The sequence below is a fragment of the Streptomyces sp. S063 genome, assembly GCF_002832675.1.
Taxonomy (GTDB): domain Bacteria; phylum Actinomycetota; class Actinomycetes; order Streptomycetales; family Streptomycetaceae; genus Streptomyces; species Streptomyces sindenensis.
In genome coordinates this window covers 6,217,274-6,242,192 of the sequence record NZ_CP021707.1, presented here as the reverse complement: position 1 = coordinate 6,242,192, position 24,919 = coordinate 6,217,274, and the positions used below count along the sequence as shown (strand labels likewise).

The window sequence follows — 24,919 nt, the reverse complement described above, 5'->3', positions numbered from 1 at the left end:
CGAGCCCAGGAGCCGGATCCGCCCTGCAATCGCAACACAAGGTAACGATTGGACATCGTCACGGAAATGAGAGCTTTACCGGTTCACATCGCCCTGCCATAGTGCCAACATCCCACCGCGGACCCGAGCCGCCATCTAAGGAGTTGGGCACATGGGGAACACGAAGTCGCTTACGAGTGCGCTGCTGGCCGTCGCAGCGCTCGCCGTGACCGGTTGCAGCGGCGGCGGCGCTCCGTCGACCGAAACGGCCACGGCGCCCGCCGATCCGGGCAAGGCGACCGGCTCCATCACGGTCCTCACCCAGCGCACGGACCTGGTCCAGAGCGGGGCCATGGACGCCTACGCCTCGGAGTTCAACAAGGTCTACCCCAAGGTCAAGGTCAAGTTCGAGGGGCTGACCGACTACGAGGGCGAAGTCAAGATCCGGATGAACACGGAGAACTACGGGGACGTTCTCATGATCCCGGCCTCCGTCGCCAAGAACGACTATCCCAAGTTCTTCGCCCCGCTCGGCACGTCCATCAAAATGGCGGACAGGTACCGCTTCAGCGACAAGTCCGCCGTGGACAACAAGGTCTACGGCATCGCCCAGTTCGGCACCGCCAACGGCTTCGTCTACAACAAAGCCCTGTGGAAGAAGGCAGGCATCACCGCCTGGCCCACCACGCCGGACGAGTTCCTCGCCGGACTGGAGGCGATCAAGACCAAGACCGGCGCGACCCCGTACTACACCAACTTCAAGGACGGCTGGCCGCTGGTCCAGTGGACCACCAACATCGGTTCGGTCACCTGCGACGAGAACGCGACCAACAAGCTCGCCGGCCCCTCTTCCCCGTGGAAGCAGGGAAGCGAACTCCAGGTGATCGACACCCTGCTGCACGACATCGTCAAGAGGAAGCTGTCGGAGAAGGACCCCAGCACCACCAACTGGGAGGCTTCCAAAACCAAGCTCGCCAAGGGCGAGATCGGCTCCATGATGGCGGGCTCCTGGTCCATCACCCAGATGCAGGACGCCGCCGAGAAGGCGGGCAGGAATCCGGCCGACATCGGCTACATGCCCCTCCCGGTCCTGAAGGGCGACGGCCACTGCGCCACGCTCGTCTCCGACTACCAACAGGCCGTCAACGTCCACTCCGAGGACAAGGAGGCGGCCCGCGCATGGATCGACTGGTTCACCGAGAAGTCGGGTTACTCCGCCGAGGAAGGGGCCGTCCCCACCCTCAAGTCGGCCCCCATGCCCTCCACTCTCAAGGATTTCGTTGACAACGATGTCACCTTCACGGAGCGCTCGGAGACGGACACCGGCAAGGTCAACGACATCGACAACGCCGCCGAGATCGGACTCAACAAGCCCGACTACCGCCAGAAGCTGATCGACATCGCCCGCGGAGCGCAGAGGGGCAGCCTCGACGACTACTTCACCGAGCTGAACAAGCGGTGGGACGAGGCAGCGAAGTCCGTCGGGTCCTGAATCGGCGAGGGGGTTCCGGCCCAGGAAAGAGGCCGGGCCCCCTCCCCCGTACAAGGAATCGAGACGCGGATGACGAAAGGCCCGATATGACCAGAACGACCGAGGCGGGCGAGAAGACGCACCTCGCCGCACCCGCACGGCGCACGACGACCGCCGCCAGCCGCACCGGACCGTCACACCGGTCGCCGGGACAGCTGCTGCGCCGCGCGACGCCCTGGCTCTTCCTGGTGGCGCCGCTGGCCCTGCTGATCACGTTCACCTACGTCCCCGTGGCGAACATGATCTATTACAGCTTCACCGACTGGGACGGCATCAGCCCCGACCGCCACTTCACCGGGTCGGACAACTACGTCCAGATCTTCACCCGGCCCGAACTGTTCCGCGTCTTCTTCGTCAGCCTCTACTACCTGGCGGCATCCGGCCTACAGATCGCCGTCGCCCTGTACTTCGCCACGGTGCTCAGCTTCAACCTGCGGTTCCGCAACCTGTTCAAGGGCCTGCTCTTCTTCCCCTACCTCATCAACGGCGTGGCGATCGGATTCGTCTTCCTGTACTTCTTCCAGGACGGGGGCACGCTCGACTCGGTCCTGTCCTGGATGGGAGCGGAGACCGACCACGCGTGGCTGGGTGACCCCACCTCGGCCAACACCTCGCTCGCCGGCGTATCCGTCTGGCGCTTCACCGGTCTGAACTTCGTCCTGTTCCTCGGCGCCATCCAGTCGATCCCCGGCGAACTCTACGAAGCCGCGCAACTGGACGGCGCGACCCGTTGGCAGCAGTTCCGCCACATCATCGCCCCCAGCATCAAACCCATCCTCAGCCTGAGCATCATCCTGGCGGTCTCCGGCTCACTCGCCGTCTTCGAGATCCCGTACATCATGACCGGCGGCGCGACCGGGACGTCGACGTTCGTCATCCAGACGGTGAAGCTCGCGTTCCAGTTCAACAAGACCGGGCTCGCCTCCGCGGCGGCCGTCGTGCTCCTGCTGATCATTCTGCTGATCACCTGGGTCCAGCGCCGGCTCGTGCCCGACGACAAGGTGGACCTCGTATGACCACGGCCCAGCTGACCACCTCCCCCTCGCGTCGTTCCGTCCGGCTACGCGGCCGACTCGGGCAGACGCTCGTCTACCTCTCGCTCGTCATCGCCTCGCTGGTGGTGCTGCTCCCCCTCGCCGTCGTCCTCCTCACCTCGCTGAAGACATCCGAGGAGGCTGCCGAGAGCAACGCGCTGTCGCTCCCGAGCAACTGGCTGAACTTCGACAACTACGCGACCGCGTTCTCCGACGGTCATATGCTCACGGCCTTCGGGAACACGGCGTTCATCCTGCTGTTCTCGATCACCGGCACCGTGCTCATCGGTTCGATGACGGCATACGCCATCGACCGCTTCCACTTCCGGGCGAAGAAGCTCGTCATGGGCCTCTTCCTCATAGCCACCCTCGTTCCCGGGGTGACCACACAGGTCGCGACCTTCCAGGTCATCAACGGCTTCGGGCTGTTCGACACACGGTGGGCCCCGATCCTGCTCTACATGGGCACCGACATCGTCTCGATCTACATCTTCCTGCAGTTCATCCGCGGCATCCCGGTCTCCCTCGACGAAGCCGCGCGGCTGGACGGAGCCAACGCGTTCACCGTCTACCGCAAGATCATCCTGCCGCTGCTCAAGCCGGCGATCGCCACCGTCGTGATCATCAAGGGGATCACCGTCTACAACGACTTCTACATCCCCTTCCTCTACATGCCCTCCCAGGAGCTCGGCACGATCTCCACCGCCCTGTTCCGCTTCAAGGGCCCCTTCGGGGCCCACTGGGAGAACATCTCGGCGGGAGCCGTCCTGGTCATCGTTCCGACCCTGATCGCGTTCCTCTTCCTCCAGCGCTACATCTACAACGGCTTCGCCCAGGGCGCGACCAAATAGCAGGGGACCGGCCGGCGTTCTCGCCGGCATCCTCCCCGCGGCGGAGCCGGGAGCCCTACGAGGGCGGTGGCCCGCATGCATGCCGTGAACCAGGTGTGGGCGCGCCGAGGACAGGGTGTCGTCTCGGGGTGGCGCCGGGTTCCACCGCTCCGGTTCGCACTCGCGGGGGACGGGCGAAGGCCTCGGGACCACCGCGTCCAGGGCCTGTGCCCCATCCGGGCAGGTCGGGAGAGGTGAGCTTCTTCCGCGTCGCCGCTCCAGCGTGAGATTCGCCTGGGCGGTTGACGTCGAGCGGGTGGGGCTGCATCGAGACTGGCGGAGGACGCGCCGGGACTTCAGCCTCGCCGTCGGCCTCCGGGGTCAGGGCAGGTGCCGGAACCCCTGCGCGCGAGCCGGCCACGCCGGCAGCGTCGCGTCGGTGGGCGTCCGGCTGCGGGCCCCGATTTGGACGGAGCGCTGCTCTCGGTCGTGGTCTGCTGAGGCACGGTCATTCCTGACCGCGGACCACGGTGACGGGGCAGTGGGCGTGGTGCAGCAGGGCCTGGCTGACCGAGCCGAGCAGCAGACCGGTGAAACCACCGTGCCCGCGGGCGCCGACGACGACCAGCTGGGCGTCGCGGCTGGCGTCGATCAGGGCCGGGCGGATCCGGGCACGCTCCAGCCGCCGCTCCACCGTGACCTGGGGAAAGACCTTCTGCCAGGGCGCAAGCGTCTCGTCCAACAGGCGCTGCTCGGCCTCTCGGAGTCGTTCGACATCCACCACCATGGCGTTGAGAGGGTCGCCGGGGCCTTCGTAGGCGCGCTCGCTCCAGGTGTTCCAGACGTGAAGGGCCACCAGCGGCGCCCCGCGCAGAGCGGCCTCGGCGAACGCGAACTCCACCGCCGCGCCACCCGCGTCGGAGCCGTCGACGGCCAGCAGCACCGCTCCGGACGGCTCGCCGCGGCCTCGCACCACCATCAGCGGGCAACGGCCGTGGGCGGCCAGATGCACCGCCGTCGAGCCCACCAACAACCCCGAGAACCCACTCAGCCCCCGGCTGCCGACGACGGCCAAGGACGCCGACCTCGATTCGATCTCCATGACCTCCAACGCCTCCCCCGCCACCACCGACCGGGTCACGGTGACACCCGGTGCCGCCGCGTGGGCCCGGCCCTCGGCGTCGGCCAGCACTCCCCGGGCCATCGGCTCCAGACCCTGGTCGGCCCGGCTCCACGGCGGCCCGCCGGCCGGCCGATGCCCGGGCGCGTGGCCGAACGCGTGCACGATCCGCAGCGGGGCGCCCCGCAGGCGCGCCTCACGAGCCGCTACGTCGACCGCCTCAAGGCTGGAAGCGGAACCATCCACCCCGACGATCACCGGATCAGTCATTGCAGTCTCCCGTCCTGAGCGCCGCCGATGCGCGGCTCCTCGACCCTCATCCTTGTCGCACTCAACTCGTCGCGCCCAGGGACCAATGGGCCGCCTTCAGGACCATTCGGTCCTGATGGGGCCCCTGCCGCCGTCGCGGCCGAGCACTGTGCCCGGAACGCGCCGGCCGGCCCCGCGCCGGGACGTCTCAGTGCCGCGCGCCCGCCGCCCGCACCACCGCGACCGGGCAGTGGGCGTGGTGCAACACGGCCTGGCTGACCGAGCCCAGCAGCAGTCCGGCGAACCCGCCGCGTCCTCGCGCACCGACCACCATCAGCTGTGCGGAGCGGCTCGCGTCGATCAGCGCCTCGCGCGTTCGACCGTGCACCACCCGGCGCTCCACCACCACGTCCGGATACCGCGCCCGGCAGCCCGCGAGCGCCTCGGCCAGCAGCGTCTCCTCTTCCTCGGCGAGAGCGCCGGGCGGGTTGGCGTACGGAGCCGACGCGTCCGGCGGGGCAGGCAGCGGCGCGTTCCAGGTCGTCCAGGCGTGCACCGCCACCAGGGGGGCCTTCCGCCGGTCCGCCGTGGCGAAGGCGAATTCCACCGCCGATTCCCCCTCGGCCGAGCCGTCGACGCCCAGCACGACCGGGCCGTCCGCGACCGACTGCTCGCGGACCACCAGCACCGGACACCGCCCGTGTGCCACCAGGTGGACCGCCGTCGACCCCGCCAACAGCCCGACGAACCCGCCCAGCCCCCTGGCCCCCACCACGACCAGATCGGCCGCGCGGGACTCCGCCTCCAGGACGGTCAGCGGTTCACCGGTCACCACGGCATGGCTGACCTCGACATCCGGAGCCACCGCCCGCGCCCGCCCGGCCGCCTCGGCCACCAGCCCCCCGGCGGTCTCCCGGAGCCTGTCCTCGGACAGATCCATCGGCGGCGGCCCCAACGGCGAAGTGCCCCCGGGGAAAGGGCGCGGAAGCGTGTACGTCACCGGCCAGACCAGCGCGTGCACCACCCGCAGCCCGGCCCCACGCGCCCGCGCCTCCCGGGCCGCCGCCTCCACCGCGGCGAAACTCGACTCCGACCCGTCCACGCCCACGACCACCAGACCGCGCACCATGCCTCCTACGTCCCTTCCGCCTGACTTCGGTACGTCCCAGTCCACTCCCCACGTGCTCCTGCGGCCATGGGACGTGTGGGCCACTTTCGGGCCCGACCGTCCCGGCACGCTCGTCCGGCACGGCCGCTGCCTGCGTTCCCCCGGAGCCAGTGGCCGCAGGGGGCCCGTCCGGCCCCGCGCACAGGGCCCTTCGGGCCCTGCCGGCCCCGCGCGATGCGAGGAAGGGTGACCGGTGGGCCTCTCCCGCCGGGGCAGGCCGGCGCTTGAGCCGCCGTCCCCGTATGCCGAATACCCAGGGCACAGCGGTCGGGGCTCCGAGCCGCACGACCACGGCTTCACGACGAACGGGATGGGTACGGGTGGACGTCAACGAGGTTCTACTGCCGGGTGTGGGGCTGCTCTACGAGTTCGTCAATCTGGAAGGCGACAGAATCGGCGTGGTCGCACGGCGCTCGGGCGACTTCGAACTGGCGGTCTACGGAGAAGGGGACCCGGACCAGGCCCGGGCCGTGTTCCGGCTCACCGGTGAGGAGGCCGACGTCGTCGCCGAGATCCTGGGCGCGCCACGCATCGCCGAGCGGTTCGCGGATCTCACCAGAGAAGTACCCGGGCTCAGCGCCGGGCAGGTCGAGGTGCTCCCCGGCACTCCGTTCGTCGGCCGCCCGCTGGGAGAATCCAGGGCACGGACACGGACCGGCGCGTCGATCGTGGCGATCGTCCGCGGTGAGGAGGTCATCCCGTCCCCCGGGCCGGAGAAGGTCCTGAGCGCCGGGGACGTACTGGTGGTGATCGGGACCCGCGAGGGAATCGCCGCGGTGGAACAGCTCGTCCGGGGCTGAGCGGATGCACATCTCGGTCGCCCTGCTGCTGGAGCTGGGCATCATCCTGGTCTCGCTGAGTCTGCTCGGCACGCTGGCACGGCGTTTCGCGCTGTCCCCGGTCCCGCTGTATCTCCTGGCGGGCCTGGCGCTGGGCGAGGGAGGAGTCGCACCGGTCCCCGCAGCCGCCTCCTTCGTGGAGACCGGCGCGGGCATCGGCGTCGTCCTGCTGCTGCTGGTGCTCGGTCTCGAGTTCACCGTGCCGGAGTTCACGGTCAGTCTGCGCCGCCACCTGCCCTCGGCTTGGGTGGATCTCCTGTTGAACGCGACCCCCGGTGCGGTGGCGGGATGGCTGCTCGGGCTGGACGCCGGCGGCATCCTGGCGCTCGCCGGGGTGACCTACATCTCCTCCTCCGGCATCGTCGCCCGGCTCCTGGGCGACCTGCGGAGGATGAGCAACCGGGAGACCCCGGCCGTGCTGTCCGTGCTGGTGCTGGAGGACTTCGCGATGGCCGCGTACCTCCCGCTGCTCGTCGTCGTGGCCGCCGGCGGCACATGGCAGCAGGCCCTGCTGGGAGTGCTGCTCGCCCTGGGCGCCGTCGTGGCCGCGCTCACCCTGTCCTACTGGTGGGGGCATCATCTGGGGCGACTGCTGGCCCACCCGGACGCGGAGCAGCTCCTGCTGCGTGTCCTGGGCGTGACACTGGTCGTCGCGGCCCTCGCGGAGGCCGTTCACGTCTCGGCTGCGGTCGGCGCCTTCCTGGTCGGACTGTCACTCACGGGAGGCGCTGCCGACCGGGCACGGAAGGTGCTGAGCCCCCTGCGCGACCTGTTCGCCGCGGTGTTCTTCCTCGCCATCGGCCTGTCCATCCCACCGGACTCGCTGCTGCCGGTACTACCGGCCGCCCTGCTCCTGGCTGTGGTCACCGCGGCGACGAAGGTGGCGTCCGGTTGGTACGCGGCAGGCCGTGAAGGAGTGGGACGCCGGGGCCGCCTGCGTGCGGGGACCGCGCTCATCGCCCGGGGTGAGTTCTCCATCGTCATCATCGGACTCGTCGGCACCGGCCATGACCGGCTCGGCGCCCTCGTCGCCGCCTATGTCCTCCTGCTCGCCGTGGCCGGCCCCGTCATCACCCGCTTCACCGGACCGCGCCCCTCCGAAGCGACGCGCTCACCACGCCGCAGCACGCCCGTCGCGTGATACGGCGGACGCCGCACGGCACCGGTCGGGCGAGCCGGGCGCGGCGAAACGGCTTCGCGCGGAGCAGCACCTCGCCAGGTGAGCGACACGGCATCGGGCAGGGTGGCGGGGCCCGGGTGCGGTCGCGAAGACGTCCCGTCCGTACGCCCGTCCACCCGGAGCCCCCGCCCTCACTCCACCTCGGGCACGACCACGACGGGGCAGCCGGAGTGGTGCAGGACCGTGTGGGCGACCCGTCCGAGACGGGGCCCCGGGCGGCCGGGACACCGTCGGCCGACGATGAGGAGGCCGGCGTCCCGGGAGGCGGCCAGGAGGACCCTGCGGGCGGGGCCCTCCACCGTGCGCCGCCGCAGTCGAACCTCCTCAGGAGCGTCGGCGAGGGCGGCCTCCAGTTCCTTGGCCGCCCGCTCCTCGTACAGGCGCTCGGGCTCACCCGTGAGCAGGGGGTGGTCGACGGTCTCGTGCAGGGGACACCGCCATGCCCGTACCGCTTCCAACGGGACCCCCCGCCGCTTCGCCTCCTCGCAGGCGAAGCGCACGGCCGCTGTCGGCCCGTCGGCCGCTCCGACGACGATGTGATCCCGGCCCCCGCCGACAGCGCGGTTGCTGTGGTTGCCGCGGATCACGACGACCGGGCAGTCGGCTTGCGCGGCCACCGTCAGGCTGACGGAGCCCAGAAGCAGATCGGCGAGACCGCTGCGTCCACGGCTGCCCACGACCACGGCGGAAGCGCCGCGGGCTTCGCGTACGAGGGCGCGCTCAGGCTCCTCCAGCATGTCGGCAGTCGTCACCGGCAGCTCGGCATGATGGCGCAGCGCCCGCTGGGCCGCGGCCGCGAGGATGTCCTCCGCGGCCACCCGCCCCGACGAGCCGCCGACTTCTCGCGCGAGTGCGGGTCCCTCGTAGCGCTCCCACAGGGAGGCGTACACGATCCGCAGGGGCGCCCGGCGCAGGGCGGCCTCGTCGGCCGCCCAGTCGACGGCCCGCAGGCTCGGCTCGGAGCCGTCGACACCGACGACCAGGGGCTGGTTCATCGTTCTCGGCCTCCCGCGCCGAGGTCGAAGACGATGCGGGCCTTGACCTGGCCGTGCAGGACCTCGTCGATCGATTCGTTGACGGCGGTGAGCGGGCGGGTCTCCTGGATCACTCTCGTCCGGCCGGCCACGTGGAGCTGGAAGACCTCCGCGAGGTCTTGGCGGGTCCCGACGATGGAGCCGATCACCGAAGTGCCGTTGAGCACGGTGTCGAAGATGGGCACCTGGATGGTGCCGTGTGCGGGCAGGGCCACCATGACGAGCTTCCCGCCACGCCGCAGGCCGGAGTTGACGGCCTCGAAGGCAGCCGGGCTGACGGCGAGAGCGAGGGCGGCGTGGGCGCCGCCGTGCCGCTTGAGCTCCGCCGCGACGTCCTGGGTACGGGCGTCGATGAGGATGTCCGCGCCCAGTTCCCGGGCGAGGCCGAGCTTCTCGTCGGTGACGTCGATGGCGGCGACGGTGGCACCGGCGATCTTCGCGTACTGCACCGCCAGGTGGCCGAGACCGCCCACCCCGGAGATGGCGACGAGCTGTGCGGGCCGGACCCCGGCGACCTTCAGGGCCTTGTAGGTGGTGACGCCCGCACAGGTCAGCGGAGCCGCGTCGACGGCGCTGACGCCCTCCGGCACCGGCTGGGCGAAGTCGGCCCGGGCCAGCATCTTCTCGGCGTATCCGCCGTCGCAGCCGTAACCGGTGTTGACCTGGCTCTCGCACAGCGTCTCCCACCCCGACAGGCAGTGCTCGCACCGTCCGCAGGCGCTGCCGAGCCACGGCACGGCGACCCGTTGGCCGACGGAGAGATGGGTGACGCCCTCGCCGAGCTTCTCCACGAGGCCGACACCTTCGTGGCCGGGCACGAACGGCGGGGTGGGTTTGACGGGCCAGTCACCGTGCGCGGCGTGGATGTCGGTGTGGCACAGCCCGGACGCCTCGACGCGGACGCGGACCTGTCCGGGGCCGGGCTCGGGGTCGGGGCGTTCCTCGATGACCAGGGGCTGACCGAATTCTCGTACGACCGCTGCCTTCATGATGTCCTCGTTCTTCTGTGTCCGGATGCGCGTCAGTCGTGTGCGACGACGGCGACGGGAGCGGTGGAGTGGTGGAGCACCGCGTGGGTGACGGAACCGATGTGGGGGCCGAAGGGGTTACGGCGTACACGCCGGCCCACGACGACGAGGGAGGCGTCACGGGACGCGTCGATCAGGAGAGCGGCGGCACTGCCCGGGCGGGACACCTCGACGACCTCGACGTCGGGGTACTTCTTCCGCCACGGACGCAGGGTCTCGGCGAGTGCGTCGGCTCTCCGGCGGGAGAATTCCTCGTGGTGCTCGAAACCCGGACCGACGGTGTACACGGCGTACGGCCACGAGTCCCAGGCCCGGACCGCGTACAAGGGGGCCTCGCGGCGCTTCGCCTCCTCGAAGGCGAAGGCGATGGCGGCGTCCTCGGGGCTGCCGAGGCCCAGGACGACGGGCCGGAACGCGGTGTCGGCGGACGGAAGGCCGGCAGGGTCCATGACGTGCTCGTCGGTGGCCTGTTCCCCGGCGCGCACCAGGACCACGGGTACCTCGGTCCGGGCGATCACGGCCTGTCCGACAGAGCCCACGAGGAAACCCGAGAGTCCGCTCAGCGCCCGGGACCCCAGGACCAGCAGCTCGGCATCGCGGGCGGCTTCCACGAGGGCCTCGACCGGCGCCCCGGTACGCTGCTCGGTGCTCACCCCGACCCCTGGGTGGCGCAGTCTCAGCCCTTCGGCGGCCTCGCGCGGGACACGCTCGGTCCAGTGCTGGTGGGTCTCCGCCCCGAGGAGCGGGGCCTGGGCCATGGGTTCCGGCACCGGCATGCACACGTGGAGGAGCCGTACCGGCAGGTCGCGCAGCTTCGCCTCGCGCGCCGCCCATTCCGCGGCGGCTCTGCTCTCGGCCGATCCGTCGAGTCCGACGGTGATCGTGCGGGTCATGATGGTCTCCTCCGGTGTCGGGTGCTCTGGTTCCAGCGTCGCGCGCGGCAGGTTCCGGCGTCAGGTGCCGCTGGTCCCCCGCACGGGCCGACAGGCCCCATCGGTGCGGGTGTGCGGCGGTCCACCGGGGTTCCCGGCCTCCGTCTTCCGTCGCCTCGGACGGCCGGAAGCCGACGGCCACCACCGCGCCGGGCCGAGCGTCACCGGGCGGGTGCCCCTCGGCCCGGCGCGAGCAAGCGGCCGGCCCAGGCCGTTCCGGTCGGCGCGGGAGAGAAGGCATCGCACGCGCCTTCGTCCGTACGGCGGGGGTGCGGGCGGCGGTCCTACCCGGGGGACAGTCGTGAGGCACGACCGCCACGGGGGCTGTGGCGTGGTGCAGGACGGCGTGGGTGACCGGGCCCAGACGTCGCAGGCCCGCCTCGTGACTGCGCCGTCCGACGACCACGAGGCCGGCACCGGGGCTGCTGGACAGCAGGACCTCGGAGGCAGAGCCGGTCTCGACCTGCTCGACGACGCCGACCTGCGGATACTTGTCGCGCCACGGCTTGAGGGTTTCGGCCAGGAGCTCTCTGGTGATCTGCTCCAGACCGTTCGCCACTTCGACCGGATACAGCGACCCCGGGCTCCAGGCGAGGGTCGTCGGGACGCTCCAGACGTGTACGGCACGCAGGGTCGCTCCGCGTTCGGCCGCGGCGGAGAAGGCGAATTCCAGGACCGCGTCACCGATCTGCCCGGGATCCACGCCGACCACCACTTCCTGAGCCCGCCGCGGCGTGCCGGAATGCGGCTTCCCGACCATGACGACCGGCCCGGCCGCATGGCGCAGCACCTTCATCGAGATGGAACCGATCAGGTAGCCGGTCAGGGTGCCGTAGCCGCGAGATCCGAGCACCAGCATGTCGGCGCGTGCGGCTTCGGCCAGGAGAGTGGGCACCGGGTCGTCGACGATCAGCTCCGTCGTGACGTCGAGGGCCGGATGCTCCCTCGCCACGCGGGCCCGGGCCTCGTCGAGCATGGTGCGCACCCAGCGCTCCTCGGCGGCCCTGTCTCCGACGTACACCACGTCGGTGGGGCGCCAGACCCAGGCGTGCACCAGTCGCAGGGCCGATCCCCGGCGCTCCGCCTCCTGGGCCGCCCAGTCCGCCGCCGCCGAAGCGTGGTCGGTCCCGTCCAGTCCTGCGGTGATGGTGCCGGACATGTTGCCTCCTGATGCTGCCGCTGGGGAAAGACCCCGGCGGACGGGGTGACGTGATGGTGTGAGCCTCACACGGGGGCGGCCGAGGGCGCTGGGGCCGATCGTCCCTGGTGTCGGTCTGAGCGGCCCTGATCGTGCTGCCCGACGCGGCCTCGAACCGGCGTCGGGCCGGGGTGCCGGAAGGGCCGCCCCGGGGGGTGTGCCGTGTAAGCGCGGCGGCATGCCCCGGCGGTCTTCGCCGTCGGCGTCGAGCCGACCGCACGTGCTCACGGGTGAGGGGCCGCTGCCACCACCGGTGCGGCGGCGTGGTGCAGCACCGCGTGCGGGACGAACTCGTGCCGGACGACGATGCCGGACAGGCGCGGACGAGAGGCCGGTGGCCGCCGTGGCGGCAGGCGTGTCCGCACGTCAGTCGTGAGCGACGACGGCGACCGGCGCGACGGCGTGGTGCATGACCGCGTGGGTGACGGCTCCGATGTGTGCGCCGAAAGAGCTGCGGCGCACACGCCGGCCCACGACGACGAGGGAGGCGTCGTGTGAGGCGTCGATCAGAAGGCCGGCGGGACTTCCGAGCCGGGAGACCTCGGCCACCTCCACGTCCGGATACTTCTCCCTCCACGGCAGGAGCACGTCGGTGAGTGCCATGGTCCGCTCCCGGACGATGTCCTCGCGGAGGTCCACCCCGGCGGCCAGGCTGTACGCGTAGGAGGAGGGGAGGTTCCAGCCCGTGGCGACGGTCAGCGTGGCATCGCGACGTCCCGCCTCCTCGAACGCGAAGGTGATCAGCGCGTCGTCGGGGCTGTCGGTGTCCAGGCCCAGGACCACGGGCCGGAAACCGGTAGCGGTGGACGGAAGCCCGTCGGGGACCTGGACGTGCTCGTCGGCGGCCCGTCGCCCGGCGCGCACCAGGACCACGGGCACCTCGGCCCGGGCGACCACCGACTGGCCGACCGACCCGACCAGGAAGCCTGTGAGCCCACTCAGGGCGCGGGATCCCAGTACCAGCAGTTCCGAGTCGTGCGCGGCGTCGAGCAGAACCTCGGCCGGAACTCCTGTCCGCTGCTCGGTGGCCATCTGTACGCCAGGGTGACGCAGCTTCAGTTCCTGGGCGGCATCCCGGGGAATGCGCTCGGTCCAGTGCTGGTGCGTCCGGGTGCCGAGCGGCGGGGCCTCGGCCATGGCATCCGGGACCGGATGCCACACGTGCAGCATCCGTACCGGCTGCTTCCGCAGCGCCGCTTCGCGGGCCGCCCAGTCGGCTGCTGCCCGGCTTTCGGGCGAGCCGTCGAGTCCTACGGTGATCGAGCGGGTCATACCGCCCACCTCCTGTGTCCTTCGGTCTGTTCTCGGCATGTCGTGCGGCGGTGGCGCGGGCGGGGGCCGCTGGTCCCGGAAGAGCGCCGACGGCCCCTGTCGACGGGCTGATGGGGCGGGCCTGTCAACGGCCCCGCCCCACCGGCCGTGTTCAGCGCAGCCACTCGTGGTCACGGACGACCGGGAGCCCGGCCCACAACCGCCCCAGACCGAACACGCCGCCTGCCGGGACAGCGGCCAGAGCGATCAACAGCACCGCGTAGACCAGGTGATAGTCGGCGAACGGGTTCGTCGACATGCTCGCCGACCCGTCCGACAGGTGCTGCGCGGGCGGCCACTCCGCCACCCACATCAACGCCATCATCAGCGTTCCCGCGAGCGCCGCCGGCCGCAGCGCCACCCCGGCCGTCAGAGCCACCCCGATCCCGAGCAGCCCCAGCATGAACAGCCAGTCCGCCCAGGCCGCGCCGGCCCACGCGTGGAACGTCGACTCCATGGGACCGACAGCGACATGACCGAGGAATCCCTCGGTGGGCGAAGCACCGTCGATCCAGCCCTTGCCGGAGGCGGTGGCGTAGCCGAGGCCGAACGTCTTGTCGAGGAAGGCCCACAGAAAGATGAAACCCATCAACACACGGGCCGAGGCGAGCACATACGCCTGCGCGGTACGCGTGCCGGCTCCCACCGACACGTCCGCCTCCGGTCCGGTGGCGGCCTGCGTCCTGCGCGACGACGGCAGGTGGAAAAGTGAGCGGCGGTGAGCGGGCTGGTGGATGGCCATGACGATGGTCCTCTCAACACGGTCCGAGTGGTTCCTGCACCGCTTACTCTTGCGGCTCGCGCCACCGCGCACCTGGTGCCGAAGGTCTGCGATGGAGGGCTGAACGTCCCCTGAATGGCGGGACGTTCGGGGCCATGGGGCGAATGGACCGGACCGGTGGCGGGCCGGCCCCGCCAGGTGCTCACGCACGCGCGGCCTCGGGCCGGGACCCCGGACAGGGGCTTCCCCGGCCCCGCCGGCCCGGACCCGGGCGAGAAGGAGCGCCGATGGGCCGCGTCATGCTCGGCACCACGTTTCGGGAACGACCGGCCCGGGCCGCCGGGGCCGTGCCGTCCTTGAACCACAGCCTGCCGTGGTGCTGATGCCCCCTCACCGAGGGGCGCACCACCCCCTGCCGGGACCGCCGGGGACCGAACGGTGCCGGATGCTGCGGAGGGACGGGAGAGCCGCGACGGGACGAACGCCGACCGGGCCGCCCGGCACTGGGCCGAACTACCGCTCGGCAGCTGAGCCGTGCGTCACGAGACGGGCGGGGCGCTCTCCGCGGTGTCCGAGGACTGCCCCAGGGGTGCGTGCCACACGAGCCGCGCCCCCTTTCCTCCCGGGCTCTCCAGCACCATGTCGCCGCCGAGTGTCCGCGCGCGTTCCGCCATGTTGGCCAGGCCGCTGCGGCGGCCTCCGGCGGGGATGCCGACGCCGTTGTCCGTGACCGTCAGGCGGACCTGCTTGCCGTCGGTCTCCAGCACCACATCCGCGCGGTCGGCGCGGGCGTGCCGGGCGATGTTGGACAGGGACTCGGTGAGGACGGCCATGACGTGGTCCGCGGTCCGACCGGGCACGTGCGTGTCGAGCAGGCCCTCCATACGGACGCTGGGGGCGAATCCCAGAAGGGGAGCTGCCTCACCGATGGCGCGTACCGCGCGGGCGCGCAGGCCGGGCGCCGCGTCGTCGTCGCGGGAGCGCAGGCCGAAGATCGTCGATCTGATGATCTTGATGGTTTCGTCGAGGTCGTCCACCGCCCGCAGGATCCGCTCGGAGGCCACGTCGTCCTGGACGCGCCGCCCGGCGCTCTGCAGCGTCATACCGGTGGCGAAGAGCCGTTGGATGGCCAGGTCGTGCAGGTCGCGTGCGATCCGGTCGCGGTCCTCCAGCAGCGTGATCTGCTCGGCGTCCTGGCGGCGTTCCGCCAGCTCCATCGCGACGGCGGCCTGCGCGGCGAAGACCTGGAGGGGCTCGGTCTCCTTCTCGGTGAACTCCCTGCCGCCCGTCCGGCGGACCAGCAGGACCACCCCCTTGGCCTCGTCGCCCGTGCCGATCGGCACGGCGACGGCCGGTCCCGGCCCGTCGAAGCCCGGCGGGCCCACCGAGAGCCGGCGCTCAGGTGATCCGTCGGCCGTGCCGGCAGGGGCCCGGTGAACGAACGCCTGCCCGATGAGCGTGCCTTCCACGGGCAGGACGACCCCCCGCCACGCATCGGCGTCCTGTCCTATCGCCAGTTCCACGGCGAGGGTGTTCGTCCCGCGTACCGGGGTGGCCACCACGCTCAGGACCGACGTGGTGATCTCCCTGGCCCGTTCCGCGATCAGCGGCAGGACACCCGCCTGGTCGGCACCGGACATCAGGGTGTGGGCGATCTCCGCGTTCGCCTGCAGCCAGCGCTCACGCAGCCGTGACTCCTCGTAGAGGCGGGCGTTGTCGATCGCCACGCCGGCCGCCACGGCCAGCGTGGCGAGTACCGACTCGTCGTCCTCGTCGAACTGCTGCCCGCCGCGCTTCTCCGTCAGGTACAGGTTGCCGAAGACGTGGTCACGTACCCGGATGGGGACGCCCAGGAAGGTGTTCATCGGCGGGTGGTGGGCCGGGAAGCCGTAGGACGCCGGGTGCTCGGAGAGCTTGGGCAGACGCAAGGGCTCGGGGTGGCGGATCAGCTCGCCCAGGATGCCGTGACCCTCCGGGTAGGAACCGATCCTCGCGATCTGTTCCTCGCCCACACCCACCGTGTGGAAAGCCGACAGCCGTGTGCCGTCCGGGCCGATCACGCCGAGCGCGGCGTACTCGGCGTCGACCAGGGCCGCCGCGGCCTCGACGATGCTGCGCAGCGCCTGCTCCAGGTCCAGCTCACGACCGACCGACAGCACGGCCTCCAGCAGGCTGTGCACCCGGTCCCGGGTGCCGCGCGCCGCGTCCAGCCGGGCCTGCAGCTCCTCCAGCAACTCGTCCAGCCGCAGTTGCGGCAGTCGCACCCGTGCCTCGCCGGAACCTTTGGCGCTCTCCACCCGCTGCTCCTCCAACGCCACACCGCCTGTCGGCGACCCGTCCCGTGCATCACCACAGTAACGGTTCGAACAGGGGCGGGACGAGGGACCGACGCAGCCGTGCGGAGGCGCCGGGCGGGCCGTGGCCTTCAGCGTCCGTCGGGTCGCATACGGTCGCGGGCCTGGGTGGCGATGACCGCGGCCTGGATGCGGCGTTCCACTCCGAGCTTGGCGAGCAGGCGGGAGATGTGGTTCTTCACCGTCTTCTCCGCGAGGTACAGCCGCTGCCCGATCTGCCGGTTGGTCAGCCCTTCACCGATCAGGTCGAGGATCTCACGCTCGCGGTCGGTCAGGCCCGGAAGCATCTCCGGCTCCTCGGCCGGCTGCTGTCCGCTCCGCAGACGTGCCATGAGCTTGGTGGTGGCGCTCGCGTCCAGCAGCGACTGCCCACGGGCCACCGTCCGCACGGCCGTGACCAGGTCCGATCCCTGGATCTGCTTCAGGACGTAACCGGCGGCTCCCGCCATGATCGAGTCCAGCAGCGCCTCCTCGTCGTCGAAGGAGGTCAGCATCAGACAGGCCAGTTCCGGCATCGCCGAGCGCAGTTCACGGCAGACGGTCACCCCGTCGCCATCGGGCAGACGCACGTCGAGGACGGCCACGTCGGGCCGCAGGGCGGGGACCCGCACCAATGCCTGCTCCGCGGTCGCGGCCTCCCCGATGACCGTGATTCCCGGTTCGTCCTCCAGCAGGTCGTGCACCCCTCGCCGGACCACCTCGTGATCATCCAGGAGGAACACCCTGATCGGGCTTCCCATGCTGCCGTCCTGCTCGCTGTGCGCCATCGACCGCTCCTCGTACGCCTCGTCCTGTGCCGGCATCATCACCTTGCCGGACGGCCCGGGACCAGGGCCGGTCGGCCCCACTTTCGGCCGTGTCAATGAGCCACGAGCCCATGCTCGCGGAACTGCCCCCGTACCCGGTCCACCAGCGCCGGGTCGGGAACCGGCGTGTCGCGCAGCGGAAAGGGGACGCCCAGTGCGTCGTACTTGGCGGTGCCGAGCTTGTGGAACGGCAGGACGTCGACCCGCTCCACGCAGCCGAGGCCGGAGAGGAACGCGGCGAGTCCGTCGACGGCGATCTCGTCGTCGGTCCAGCCGGGCACCAGGACGTACCTGATCCACACACGCTTGCCCAGGGTATCCAGACGGGTCACGAAGCTGAGGGTGGGAGCGAGTGCCCCGCCGGTCAGCTTCCTGTAGGTGGTGATGTCGAAGGACTTGATGTCGAGGAGCACCAGGTCGGTGTCGGCGAGGAGTTCGTCCGAGGCTCGGGCCCCCAGGAGGCCCGAGGTGTCGAGGGCGGTGTGCAGACCGGCCTGCTTGCAGCGGCGCAGGACCGCCGCGGTGAAGGTCGACTGGAGCAGAGGTTCACCACCGGTGACGGTGACCCCTCCCCCCGCCGTGGTGACAAAGCCCTCGTACTTGCCGACCTCGGCCATCACCTCGTCGACGGTGGCCTCCCGCCCGTCGCGCATGTGCCAGGTGTCGGGATTGGCGCAGTACAGGCAGCGCAACGGGCAGCCGCTCAGGAAGAGCACGAACCGGGTCCCGGGACCGTCCACGCCGGTGGACAGGTCCCAGGAGTGGATCCGGCCTGTCGTCACGGCGCTCACAGTGCGCCGTGGAAGGTGCGGCTGACCACGTCGAGCTGCTGCTCACGGGTCAGGCGGACGAAGTTCACCGCGTAGCCGGAGACTCTGATGGTCAGCTCGGGGTAGTTCTCCGGGTGCTCCATGGCGTCCTCCAGCACGGCCCGGTTCAACACGTTGACGTTCATGTGGAAGCCGCCCGCGGATACGTAGGCGTCGAGGATGCCGACCAGGTGACCGGCGCGTTCCCCCGGGACGTGCCCGAGCCCTTCCGGGGTGATCGTGGTGGTCAGGGAGATGCCGTCCCGCGCGGCGTCGTAGGGCAGCTTGGCCACCGAGAGGGCGGAGGCGGCCACTCCGTGCTTGTCGCGGCCGTTCATCGGGTTGGCGCCGGGGGCGAAGGGCTGTCCGGCGCGCCGGCCGTCGGGAGTGTTGCCGGTGTGCTTGCCGTACACGACGTTGGAGGTGATGGTCAGCACGGACTGGGTGTGCTCGGCGTCGCGGTAGGCGGGGTGCTCGCGCACCTTCGCCATGAACGACTCCACCAGGTCGACTGCGATGCTGTCGGCCCGGTCGTCGTTGTTGCCGTACGCGGGGAACTCGCCCTCGGTCCGGAAGTCGACGGCCAGCCCCGTCCGGTCGCGGAAAACCTTGACACGGGCGTACTTGACGGCGGAGAGGCTGTCCACGGCGACGGACAGGCCGGCGATGCCGCAGGCCAGGAAGCGGTGGACGGGGTAGTCGTGCAGCGCCATCTCCAGGCGCTCGTACGCATACTTGTCGTGCATGTAGTGGATGACGTTGAGCGCGTCGACGTAGGTCCCCGCGAGCCAGTCCAGGACGCGGTCGTACGCGGCCGACAGCTCGTCGTAGTCGAGGTACTCGCCGGTCAGGGGGGCCATCTCGGGCGTGATCTGGTCGCCGGTCATCTCGTCCTGGCCGCCGTTGACGGCGTACAGCAGTGCCTTGGCGAGGTTGACGCGGGCTCCGAAGAACTGCATCTGCCTGCCCACCGCCATGGCGGAGACGCAGCAGGCGATCGCGGTGTCGTCGCCGGTGCGTGTCCGCATCAGGTCGTCCGACTCGTACTGGACGGCGCTGGTGTCGATGGACACCTGGGCGCAGAACTCCTTGAAGCCGTCCGGGAGTCGCGACGACCACAGCACGGTCAGGTTGGGTTCCGGGGCGGGGCCGAGGTTGTAGAGGGTCTGCAGGAAGCGGAAGGAGGTGCGGGTGACCAGCGGGCGGCCGTCGGCGCCGATGCCGCCGATGGACTCCGTCACCCAGGTCGGGTCGCCGGAGAACAGCGCGTCGTACTCGGGGGTGCGCAGGAAGCGGACGATGCGGAGCTTGATGACGAAGTCGTCGATCAGTTCCTGGGCTCGTGTCTCGTCGAGGAGTCCGCCGTCCAGGTCGCGCTGGAGGTAGACGTCCAGGAAGGTGGAGGTCCGGCCGAGCGACATCGCCGCGCCGTTCTGCTCCTTCACGGCGGCCAGGTAGCCGAGGTAGAGCCACTGCACGGCCTCGTGCGCCGTGGCCGCGGGCCGGCTGACGTCACAGCCGTACGTGGCCGCCATCTCCGTCAGCTCGCCCAGAGCCCGAATCTGTTCCGCGAGTTCCTCCCGGTCGCGGATGATGTCCGCGGTGGACGGCCTGCCGTCGAGGCCGGCGCGTTCGGCGTTCTTGGCCTCGATGAGCCGGTCGGTGCCGTAGAGGGCGACGCGCCGGTAGTCCCCGATGATCCGGCCACGCCCGTAGGCGTCCGGCAGGCCGGTGATGATGCCGACCCTGCGGGCGGCGCGCATCGCCGGGGTGTAGGCGTCGAAGACACCGGCGTTGTGGGTCTTGCGGTAGGTGTCGAACACCCGCGTCACGAACGGGTCCGGCTCGTACCCGTATGCCTTCAGGCCGTTCTCCACCATGCGCAGGCCGCCGTTGGGCATGATCGCCCGCTTGAGCGGCGCGTCGGTCTGCAGGCCGACGATCAGCTCGCGGTCGCGGTCGATCCAGCCGGGGGCATGCGAGGTGATGGTGGAGGGGGTGGCGGTGTCCACGTCGAGGACGCCCTTGCGCCGTTCCTCCGGGAACAGCGCGCTGACCTTCTCCCATACCGCCCGTGTGCGGCCCGTCGCACCGGTCAGGAAGCCGGAATCGCCTTCGTAGGGCGTGTAGTTGGCCTGAATGAAGTCACGTACGTCGATGCGCTCACGCCACCCGCTGCCGGTGAACTGCCGCCAGGCGTCGGCGGTCCGGGGGGCGGTTGTCACCGTCGCGGTCATCGCGGGTCCTCTCGTCGGGCGGTCCTGTCACCGCCGATACTCGTCGTGCGGGCAGGCGGCGGGCAGTGCCGGTCAGGGCACCGGGCGGGCCCCGGGCGGCCCCGGCCGACGGGACCTTCGGCCCGCCACGGACACGTGGCGGCGGCTGGCGGATCTGCTCCCGAGCCGGTCGGCCCCCGCCAAGAAGGCCGATCGGCCCATCCGGGGCCGGTGCCCGGGCGGCCAGGATGTGAGCACAGTTCCCCCGCGCACCCCTTTGTCGAGGAGACCCATGCTTTCGCCCGATTCGGCCGCCGTCGTCCGCGCAACCCTGCCCGCTGTCGGCGGAGCGCTGGACGAGATCACGGCTCGGTTCTACGGCACCATGTTCGCCGAGCAGCCCGGACTGCTGGACGGGCTGTTCAACCGCGGCAACCAGGCAAACGGTGGTCAGCGCCGTGCTCTTGCCGGTTCCATCGCGGCCTTCGCGCAGGCGCTGCTCGCCGATCCGGAGACGAGGCCGGACGCGCTGCTCTCCCGGATCGCCCACAAGCACGCGGCGCTCGGCGTGACCGAGGACCAGTACACGATCGTCCACAAGTACCTCTTCGGTGCCATCGCGGAGGTGCTCGGCGAAGCGGTCACGCCCCAGGTGGCCGCCGCCTGGGACGAGGTGTACTGGCTCATGGCCGGCGCCCTGATCGCCCAGGAGGCCCGTCTCTACCAGGAGGCGCAGGTCGACCCCCGTCACCCGTGGCGGCGGTGGACGGTGGTGGAGCGGCGCGAGGAGACCTCCGACGTGGTGTCCTTCCTGCTGCGCCCGGCGGACGAGGCCCCCGTACCGCCCGCCCGCGCCGGACAGTACGTCAGCGTCAGGGTGCGGATGCCCGACGGCATACACCAGGTGCGCCAGTACAGCCTGTCGGGCGCACCCGGCGACCGGCTGCGCCGAATCACCGTGAAGCGGGTGGCGAGCCTGTCCGACGCGCCCGAGGGCGAGGTGTCCAACCACTTGCACCGCACCATCGGGGCCGGTGACGGACTCACCCTGTCCGCTCCGTTCGGAGACGTGGTCCTCGACGACGCCGACAGCCCTCTGCTGCTGGTCTCGGCCGGTATCGGCTGCACTCCGATGGTCGGCATGCTCGAGCACCTCGCGGCGACCGGAGCCACCCGCCCGGTCACGGTGCTGCACGCCGATCGTTCCCCGGCGGACCATGCACTGCTCTCGGACACCCAGCGGCTGGTGGGCCTCCTGCCCGCTGCCCGGGCAGAGTTCTGGTACGAGCAGAACGCTGCCGCCGAGCCCGGTGCCCACCGCGGTCTGATGGACCTCGAGGCGCTGGACCTGTCCGCCGGCGCTGATGTCTACCTCTGCGGCTCACTGCCCTTCATGCGGGCCGTCAGGGCACAACTGCTCGACTCGGGCGTCCCGGCGCGCCACATCCGCTACGAGGTCTTCGGCCCCGACCTGTGGCTGGCCCACACGGAGGGCTGAGCGCGGACGACACGGGGGCGGGGGCGACCTGGTCCGCGGCGGCAGGCGGCAGGCGGCCGGCGGCGCCTCACCGGCGTGGGTGAGGAGCGAGGCTGTGGTCGCCGGCCACCGTTGGCTGCGTGATGGACCGCCTGCGGAAACCTTCTCCGAGCGCGCCGGCGGTCAGCACCCGGCCTCGCACCGGGCTGTGCTCGTCGGTCCTTGACCGGCCCTCGGCACTGCCGACCGGAGACGCATGCGGAAACGCGCGGTCATCCGGTGGTGCGTGTGCTCATGATCTCGCGGCCCGTGACCAACTCGGACTCGATGCGCAGAAAGACCCCGTCACGTACGGGCATCCAGGAACGCGGGCCGGACTGCGAGAGCCGTTCGTGCTCGGCGGGCTCGTCCACCACGCCGGCCCGGCCGGTGACGACCACGCTCCAGCCCGACCGGGTCGCTGCGCTGAACTCGTCCGCCTCGAAGGCGACCACGGCACCGTCAACGGCGTGCACGAGGTCGGAGACCGCCGAGGTGTACAGCACGACGGAGTCGTCCTCGTCCAGGGTGAAGTTGACCGGGAGGACCGCGGGCAGCGCCTGCCGGGTGTACACGACCCGGCCGAGCGGCACTTCGGCGAGCAGACGAAGGCATTCCAGCCGGTCGAGAATGCGGATGGCGTCGTTCTCGAGCATCCCACCATCCTCCGCGCCGGGCTGTGACGCCGGGTAGGGCCGGTCGGCCCTATCTGCGGGTCCTGGCAGCGGACGGCCGCATCCGCCGCTCCGTCCGAGTCGTGTGAGCGAACCGGGGCGCCTTGTCGAAGGGGAGCGGGCCGGATTCGATGGAGGCCCCTCAGCTTCTCGGCAGGGCCCCTTGGCCCATGCAGCCCCGGCCCGCTCGGCGGCTACGTGGCCTTCTCCGTCTAACTACCGACGTACCTCACGACCGGCTACGGCCTCGCCCGGGCCGACGCGGCGAACCGCATGGCCGGTTCGTCCTCCCACCGGCGGAATCTGGCCGTGCGCCATCGGCCTGGCCTGGCCCGCGCCTTGGAACGGGTCGTCATCCGGGCCGGGGGCGAGCCGCGTCGCGGCACTCGCCGAGTTGCGCGACCACCCCCGGCCGACTGACGCGCGTAGCGGCTGTACGCATTTCGGCTGACGCCAAAACTGTCGCGCTCTGTCACCGTGCTTCGAGAAGCGCCCCGGTGCCGACGCACCCGGGGGCCACTACCTGGGGAGCGGGAATGAAGGTGCACGGACTGCGGCGGGTTCCGGTCGTCGTGGTGACACTGGCGACGGTGGCCCTGCTGGCCGGCTGCGGAAGCGACGACGGGGCCGGAGGCCGCGGAAGCGATGCCGGGACCGAGGACCCGGCGAAGGGCACGTCGGCGGGGAAGGCGGGGGGCGGCCAGTTGGACGCAGCCGGCCTCGAAAGCGTGGCGGTCACCGAAGCGGACCTGCCCGGATACACCTTCACCGTCTTCAAGCAGGGCACCGTCCTCGGCACCAAGGGGAAGCCGGCCGACCCGGCCACCTGCCAGCCGATGGAGGACATCCGGCTGCGTTCGCCCGAACCAGCGCCGACCGCGGCGGCGGCCCGATCCGTCCATCCGAAGACGGACACGAAAGCCACCGACATCACGCTGTACGCCTACGGCAAGGCTGCCGAAGCCGAAGAGCTCATCGCCCGCGTGCGCGACGCGGCGAAGAGCTGTACCAGCTACGAGGACGACATGGGCCTCAACCCCACCGTCGCCGCCCTCCCCGACCCCGATCCGGGCCCCGCCGACGATGCCTTCGCCTACAGAAGGGAGTCGTCGGGAACGGCACACTGGTACCGGGTGGTCCGCAGCGGTTCGAATGTGGCCGTCTTCGGCTGGCAGAGCCTGGTCGCGCACAAGAACGCGGGCGACGCCCCGGAAGAAGTGATCACCGCACAACTCGAGAAGCTGACAACGAAGACAAGCACGGACTGAGCTCCGTCCTCAGCCGTCCGGCAAGGAGGCGCTCGGCGACGATCTCGCCGGGCGCCTGGAACTGCGTGGTGCCCACTACTTCTCCGGCTCGCTCGTTCCGGGCGCCGCAGGCACGTCCCGGAGGGGTCGACCGGGCCGCCCCGGCAGGGGCCGAGCGGAGCAGACAGCAGCCGGGCACGGGGGCTCCTCGGCCCTGTGGCCAGGGCCGAGGAGCCCCTCCCCACCAGGACCGGCCGCCCCTGGTCCGTGACTGCGCAGCGCGGCAGTCTTGAGGCGTGGCGACACGGTCACGGGCAGCGGAGCACCGGGTCGCCGGCACTTCAGTGCCCGTGAGACCCAGCCGGCCGTCGGCTCCGGCTCTCTTCGCCCCTGCTCGTGAAGGAGGATCCATCATGCCCTCTCGCACTGTCGGTGAGGTGATGACGCGGGACGTCGTGCAGGCCGGCCCGACGACACCGTTCAAGGAGGTCGTGCGACTGCTCGACCACCACCGGGTCAGCGGGCTGCCGGTGGTCGACGCCGACGACAAGGTCCTCGGTGTGCTGTCCGGCAGCGATCTGGTACGCGCCCAGGCATACCGGGAAGGCTCCGCTCCACCCCTGGCCGTGAGCGCGGAGGACATGATGTCCAGCCCGGCCGTCACCGTGCACCCGGAGCAGAGCGTGGCGGACGCCGCCCGGCTCATGGAGCGCCGCGGTGTCGAGCGGCTGCCCGTGGTGGACGAGGCCGATCGCCTGATCGGCATCGCCACCCGCCGCGACCTCCTCCGGGTCTTCCTGCGTGCGGACGAGGACATCCGCCGGGAGGTGGCCGCGGAGATCGTCGGCGGAGCGGAGGGGGAACCGTCGGACCCGGTCCTCGTCTCCGTTCGCGACGGTGTGGTCACCCTTGAGGGCCGGGTGGAACTGCGTTCCCGGGTACCGGAGATCGTTTACGCCGCCTGGCGCCTCGAAGGTGTGGTCGGCGTGGTGAACGGCCTGGGCTTTCGCATCGACGACTGCGCGATTCCGGCCGGGTCCGCTCGCACGGGGAGTTCATGAGCGCGCGGCGAGCCGTTCCGGCAGGCAGGCAGGGCAGCCGGGGCCGACGGTCCCTGCCGCGCCGGGCCTGCCGGCGTCGGCA

At 71.0% G+C, this 24,919-nt stretch carries 20 protein-coding genes and 1 pseudogene; 8 read left to right on the top strand and 13 right to left on the bottom strand.

What is annotated here, in order from left to right; genetic code table 11:
• The first annotated feature begins 151 nt into the window (after window positions 1-151).
• The 3 genes from CCZ36_RS28480 to CCZ36_RS28470 all read left to right on the top strand — a co-directional run bounded on the left by CCZ36_RS28480 (window position 152) and on the right by CCZ36_RS28470 (window position 3,395).
• Entirely contained in the window at window positions 152-1,471 is a 1,320-nt protein-coding gene (locus tag CCZ36_RS28480; RefSeq protein ID WP_128818852.1) for an ABC transporter substrate-binding protein, read from the top strand.
• An 86-nt stretch (window positions 1,472-1,557) separates the two neighbouring features.
• Window positions 1,558-2,526: a carbohydrate ABC transporter permease gene (locus CCZ36_RS28475; protein ID WP_128818851.1), complete on the top strand. Its 969-nt coding sequence runs from the start codon at window positions 1,558-1,560 to the stop codon at window positions 2,524-2,526.
• Window positions 2,523-3,395 (top strand): carbohydrate ABC transporter permease, encoded by an 873-nt coding sequence (locus CCZ36_RS28470; RefSeq protein WP_069741391.1) that lies wholly within the window; start codon window positions 2,523-2,525, stop codon window positions 3,393-3,395. Before CCZ36_RS28475 ends, CCZ36_RS28470 begins: the two co-directional genes overlap by 4 nt.
• Before the next feature lie 487 nt (window positions 3,396-3,882).
• Here CCZ36_RS28470 and CCZ36_RS28465 read toward each other — a convergent pair whose 3' ends face one another.
• Both CCZ36_RS28465 and CCZ36_RS28460 read right to left on the bottom strand, forming a co-directional pair.
• Entirely contained in the window at window positions 3,883-4,764 is an 882-nt protein-coding gene (locus tag CCZ36_RS28465) for a universal stress protein (RefSeq protein WP_176734528.1), read from the bottom strand.
• A 187-nt stretch (window positions 4,765-4,951) separates the two neighbouring features.
• A complete protein-coding gene (locus CCZ36_RS28460; RefSeq protein WP_069741559.1) occupies window positions 4,952-5,869 on the bottom strand; it encodes a universal stress protein in 918 nt (305 codons plus the stop codon).
• A gap of 362 nt (window positions 5,870-6,231) precedes the next feature.
• On the opposite strand from CCZ36_RS28460, the gene CCZ36_RS28455 reads away from it, so the two are divergent.
• Together CCZ36_RS28455 and CCZ36_RS28450 are read left to right on the top strand one after the other, a co-directional pair.
• Window positions 6,232-6,711, top strand: coding sequence for a cation:proton antiporter regulatory subunit (locus CCZ36_RS28455; RefSeq protein ID WP_069741390.1), 480 nt, complete (start codon window positions 6,232-6,234; stop codon window positions 6,709-6,711).
• 4 nt (window positions 6,712-6,715) lie between these two features.
• Window positions 6,716-7,891 (top strand): cation:proton antiporter, encoded by a 1,176-nt coding sequence (locus tag CCZ36_RS28450; RefSeq protein WP_128818850.1) that lies wholly within the window; start codon window positions 6,716-6,718, stop codon window positions 7,889-7,891.
• Between the two features lie 170 nt (window positions 7,892-8,061).
• On the opposite strand, the gene CCZ36_RS28445 is transcribed toward CCZ36_RS28450, so the two are convergent.
• From CCZ36_RS28445 to pflB, 10 genes and pseudogenes are all read right to left on the bottom strand, one after another.
• Entirely contained in the window at window positions 8,062-8,925 is an 864-nt protein-coding gene (locus tag CCZ36_RS28445; protein WP_128818849.1) for a universal stress protein, read from the bottom strand.
• Window positions 8,922-9,953: a zinc-dependent alcohol dehydrogenase gene (locus tag CCZ36_RS28440; RefSeq protein WP_069737848.1), complete on the bottom strand. Its 1,032-nt coding sequence runs from the start codon at window positions 9,951-9,953 to the stop codon at window positions 8,922-8,924. The genes CCZ36_RS28445 and CCZ36_RS28440 overlap by 4 nt, the downstream gene beginning before the upstream one ends.
• Window positions 9,954-9,985: 32 nt before the next feature.
• The gene (locus tag CCZ36_RS28435) at window positions 9,986-10,885 is read right to left on the bottom strand and encodes a universal stress protein (protein ID WP_069741388.1); all 900 of its coding nucleotides are present in this window, start codon (window positions 10,883-10,885) and stop codon (window positions 9,986-9,988) included.
• A 355-nt stretch (window positions 10,886-11,240) separates the two neighbouring features.
• Window positions 11,241-12,083 (bottom strand): annotated as a pseudogene (locus CCZ36_RS28430) (universal stress protein); the annotation flags it as partial.
• A 405-nt stretch (window positions 12,084-12,488) separates the two neighbouring features.
• Window positions 12,489-13,394, bottom strand: a complete 906-nt coding sequence (locus CCZ36_RS28425) for a universal stress protein (RefSeq protein ID WP_128818848.1) — start codon at window positions 13,392-13,394, stop codon at window positions 12,489-12,491.
• A 151-nt stretch (window positions 13,395-13,545) separates the two neighbouring features.
• The gene (locus CCZ36_RS28420) at window positions 13,546-14,175 is read right to left on the bottom strand and encodes a DoxX family membrane protein (RefSeq protein ID WP_069737845.1); all 630 of its coding nucleotides are present in this window, start codon (window positions 14,173-14,175) and stop codon (window positions 13,546-13,548) included.
• Window positions 14,176-14,693: 518 nt separating this feature from the next.
• On the bottom strand, window positions 14,694-16,451 hold the full coding sequence (locus CCZ36_RS28415; protein ID WP_069737844.1) for a GAF domain-containing sensor histidine kinase: 1,758 nt from the start codon (window positions 16,449-16,451) through the stop codon (window positions 14,694-14,696).
• Window positions 16,452-16,579: 128 nt separating this feature from the next.
• A complete protein-coding gene (locus tag CCZ36_RS28410; protein ID WP_069741558.1) occupies window positions 16,580-17,275 on the bottom strand; it encodes a response regulator in 696 nt (231 codons plus the stop codon).
• Window positions 17,276-17,367: 92 nt separating this feature from the next.
• Window positions 17,368-18,105 carry a pyruvate formate-lyase-activating protein gene (gene pflA / locus CCZ36_RS28405; RefSeq protein WP_128818847.1) on the bottom strand — a complete coding sequence of 246 codons (738 nt, stop codon included), beginning with the start codon at window positions 18,103-18,105 and terminating at the stop codon, window positions 17,368-17,370.
• On the bottom strand, window positions 18,102-20,360 hold the full coding sequence (pflB, locus tag CCZ36_RS28400) for a formate C-acetyltransferase (RefSeq protein ID WP_128818846.1): 2,259 nt from the start codon (window positions 20,358-20,360) through the stop codon (window positions 18,102-18,104). Before pflB ends, pflA begins: the two co-directional genes overlap by 4 nt.
• Window positions 20,361-20,631: 271 nt before the next feature.
• On the opposite strand from pflB, the gene CCZ36_RS28395 reads away from it, so the two are divergent.
• A complete protein-coding gene (locus CCZ36_RS28395; protein WP_069737841.1) occupies window positions 20,632-21,837 on the top strand; it encodes a globin domain-containing protein in 1,206 nt (401 codons plus the stop codon).
• Window positions 21,838-22,088: 251 nt separating this feature from the next.
• Here CCZ36_RS28395 and CCZ36_RS28390 read toward each other — a convergent pair whose 3' ends face one another.
• Window positions 22,089-22,511, bottom strand: coding sequence for a pyridoxamine 5'-phosphate oxidase family protein (locus tag CCZ36_RS28390; RefSeq protein ID WP_069737840.1), 423 nt, complete (start codon window positions 22,509-22,511; stop codon window positions 22,089-22,091).
• 554 nt (window positions 22,512-23,065) lie between these two features.
• On the opposite strand from CCZ36_RS28390, the gene CCZ36_RS28385 reads away from it, so the two are divergent.
• Window positions 23,066-23,797 (top strand): hypothetical protein, encoded by a 732-nt coding sequence (locus CCZ36_RS28385; protein WP_128818845.1) that lies wholly within the window; start codon window positions 23,066-23,068, stop codon window positions 23,795-23,797.
• Between the two features lie 392 nt (window positions 23,798-24,189).
• Window positions 24,190-24,837, top strand: coding sequence for a CBS domain-containing protein (locus CCZ36_RS28380; protein WP_128818844.1), 648 nt, complete (start codon window positions 24,190-24,192; stop codon window positions 24,835-24,837).
• The last annotated feature ends 82 nt before the right edge of the window (window positions 24,838-24,919 follow it).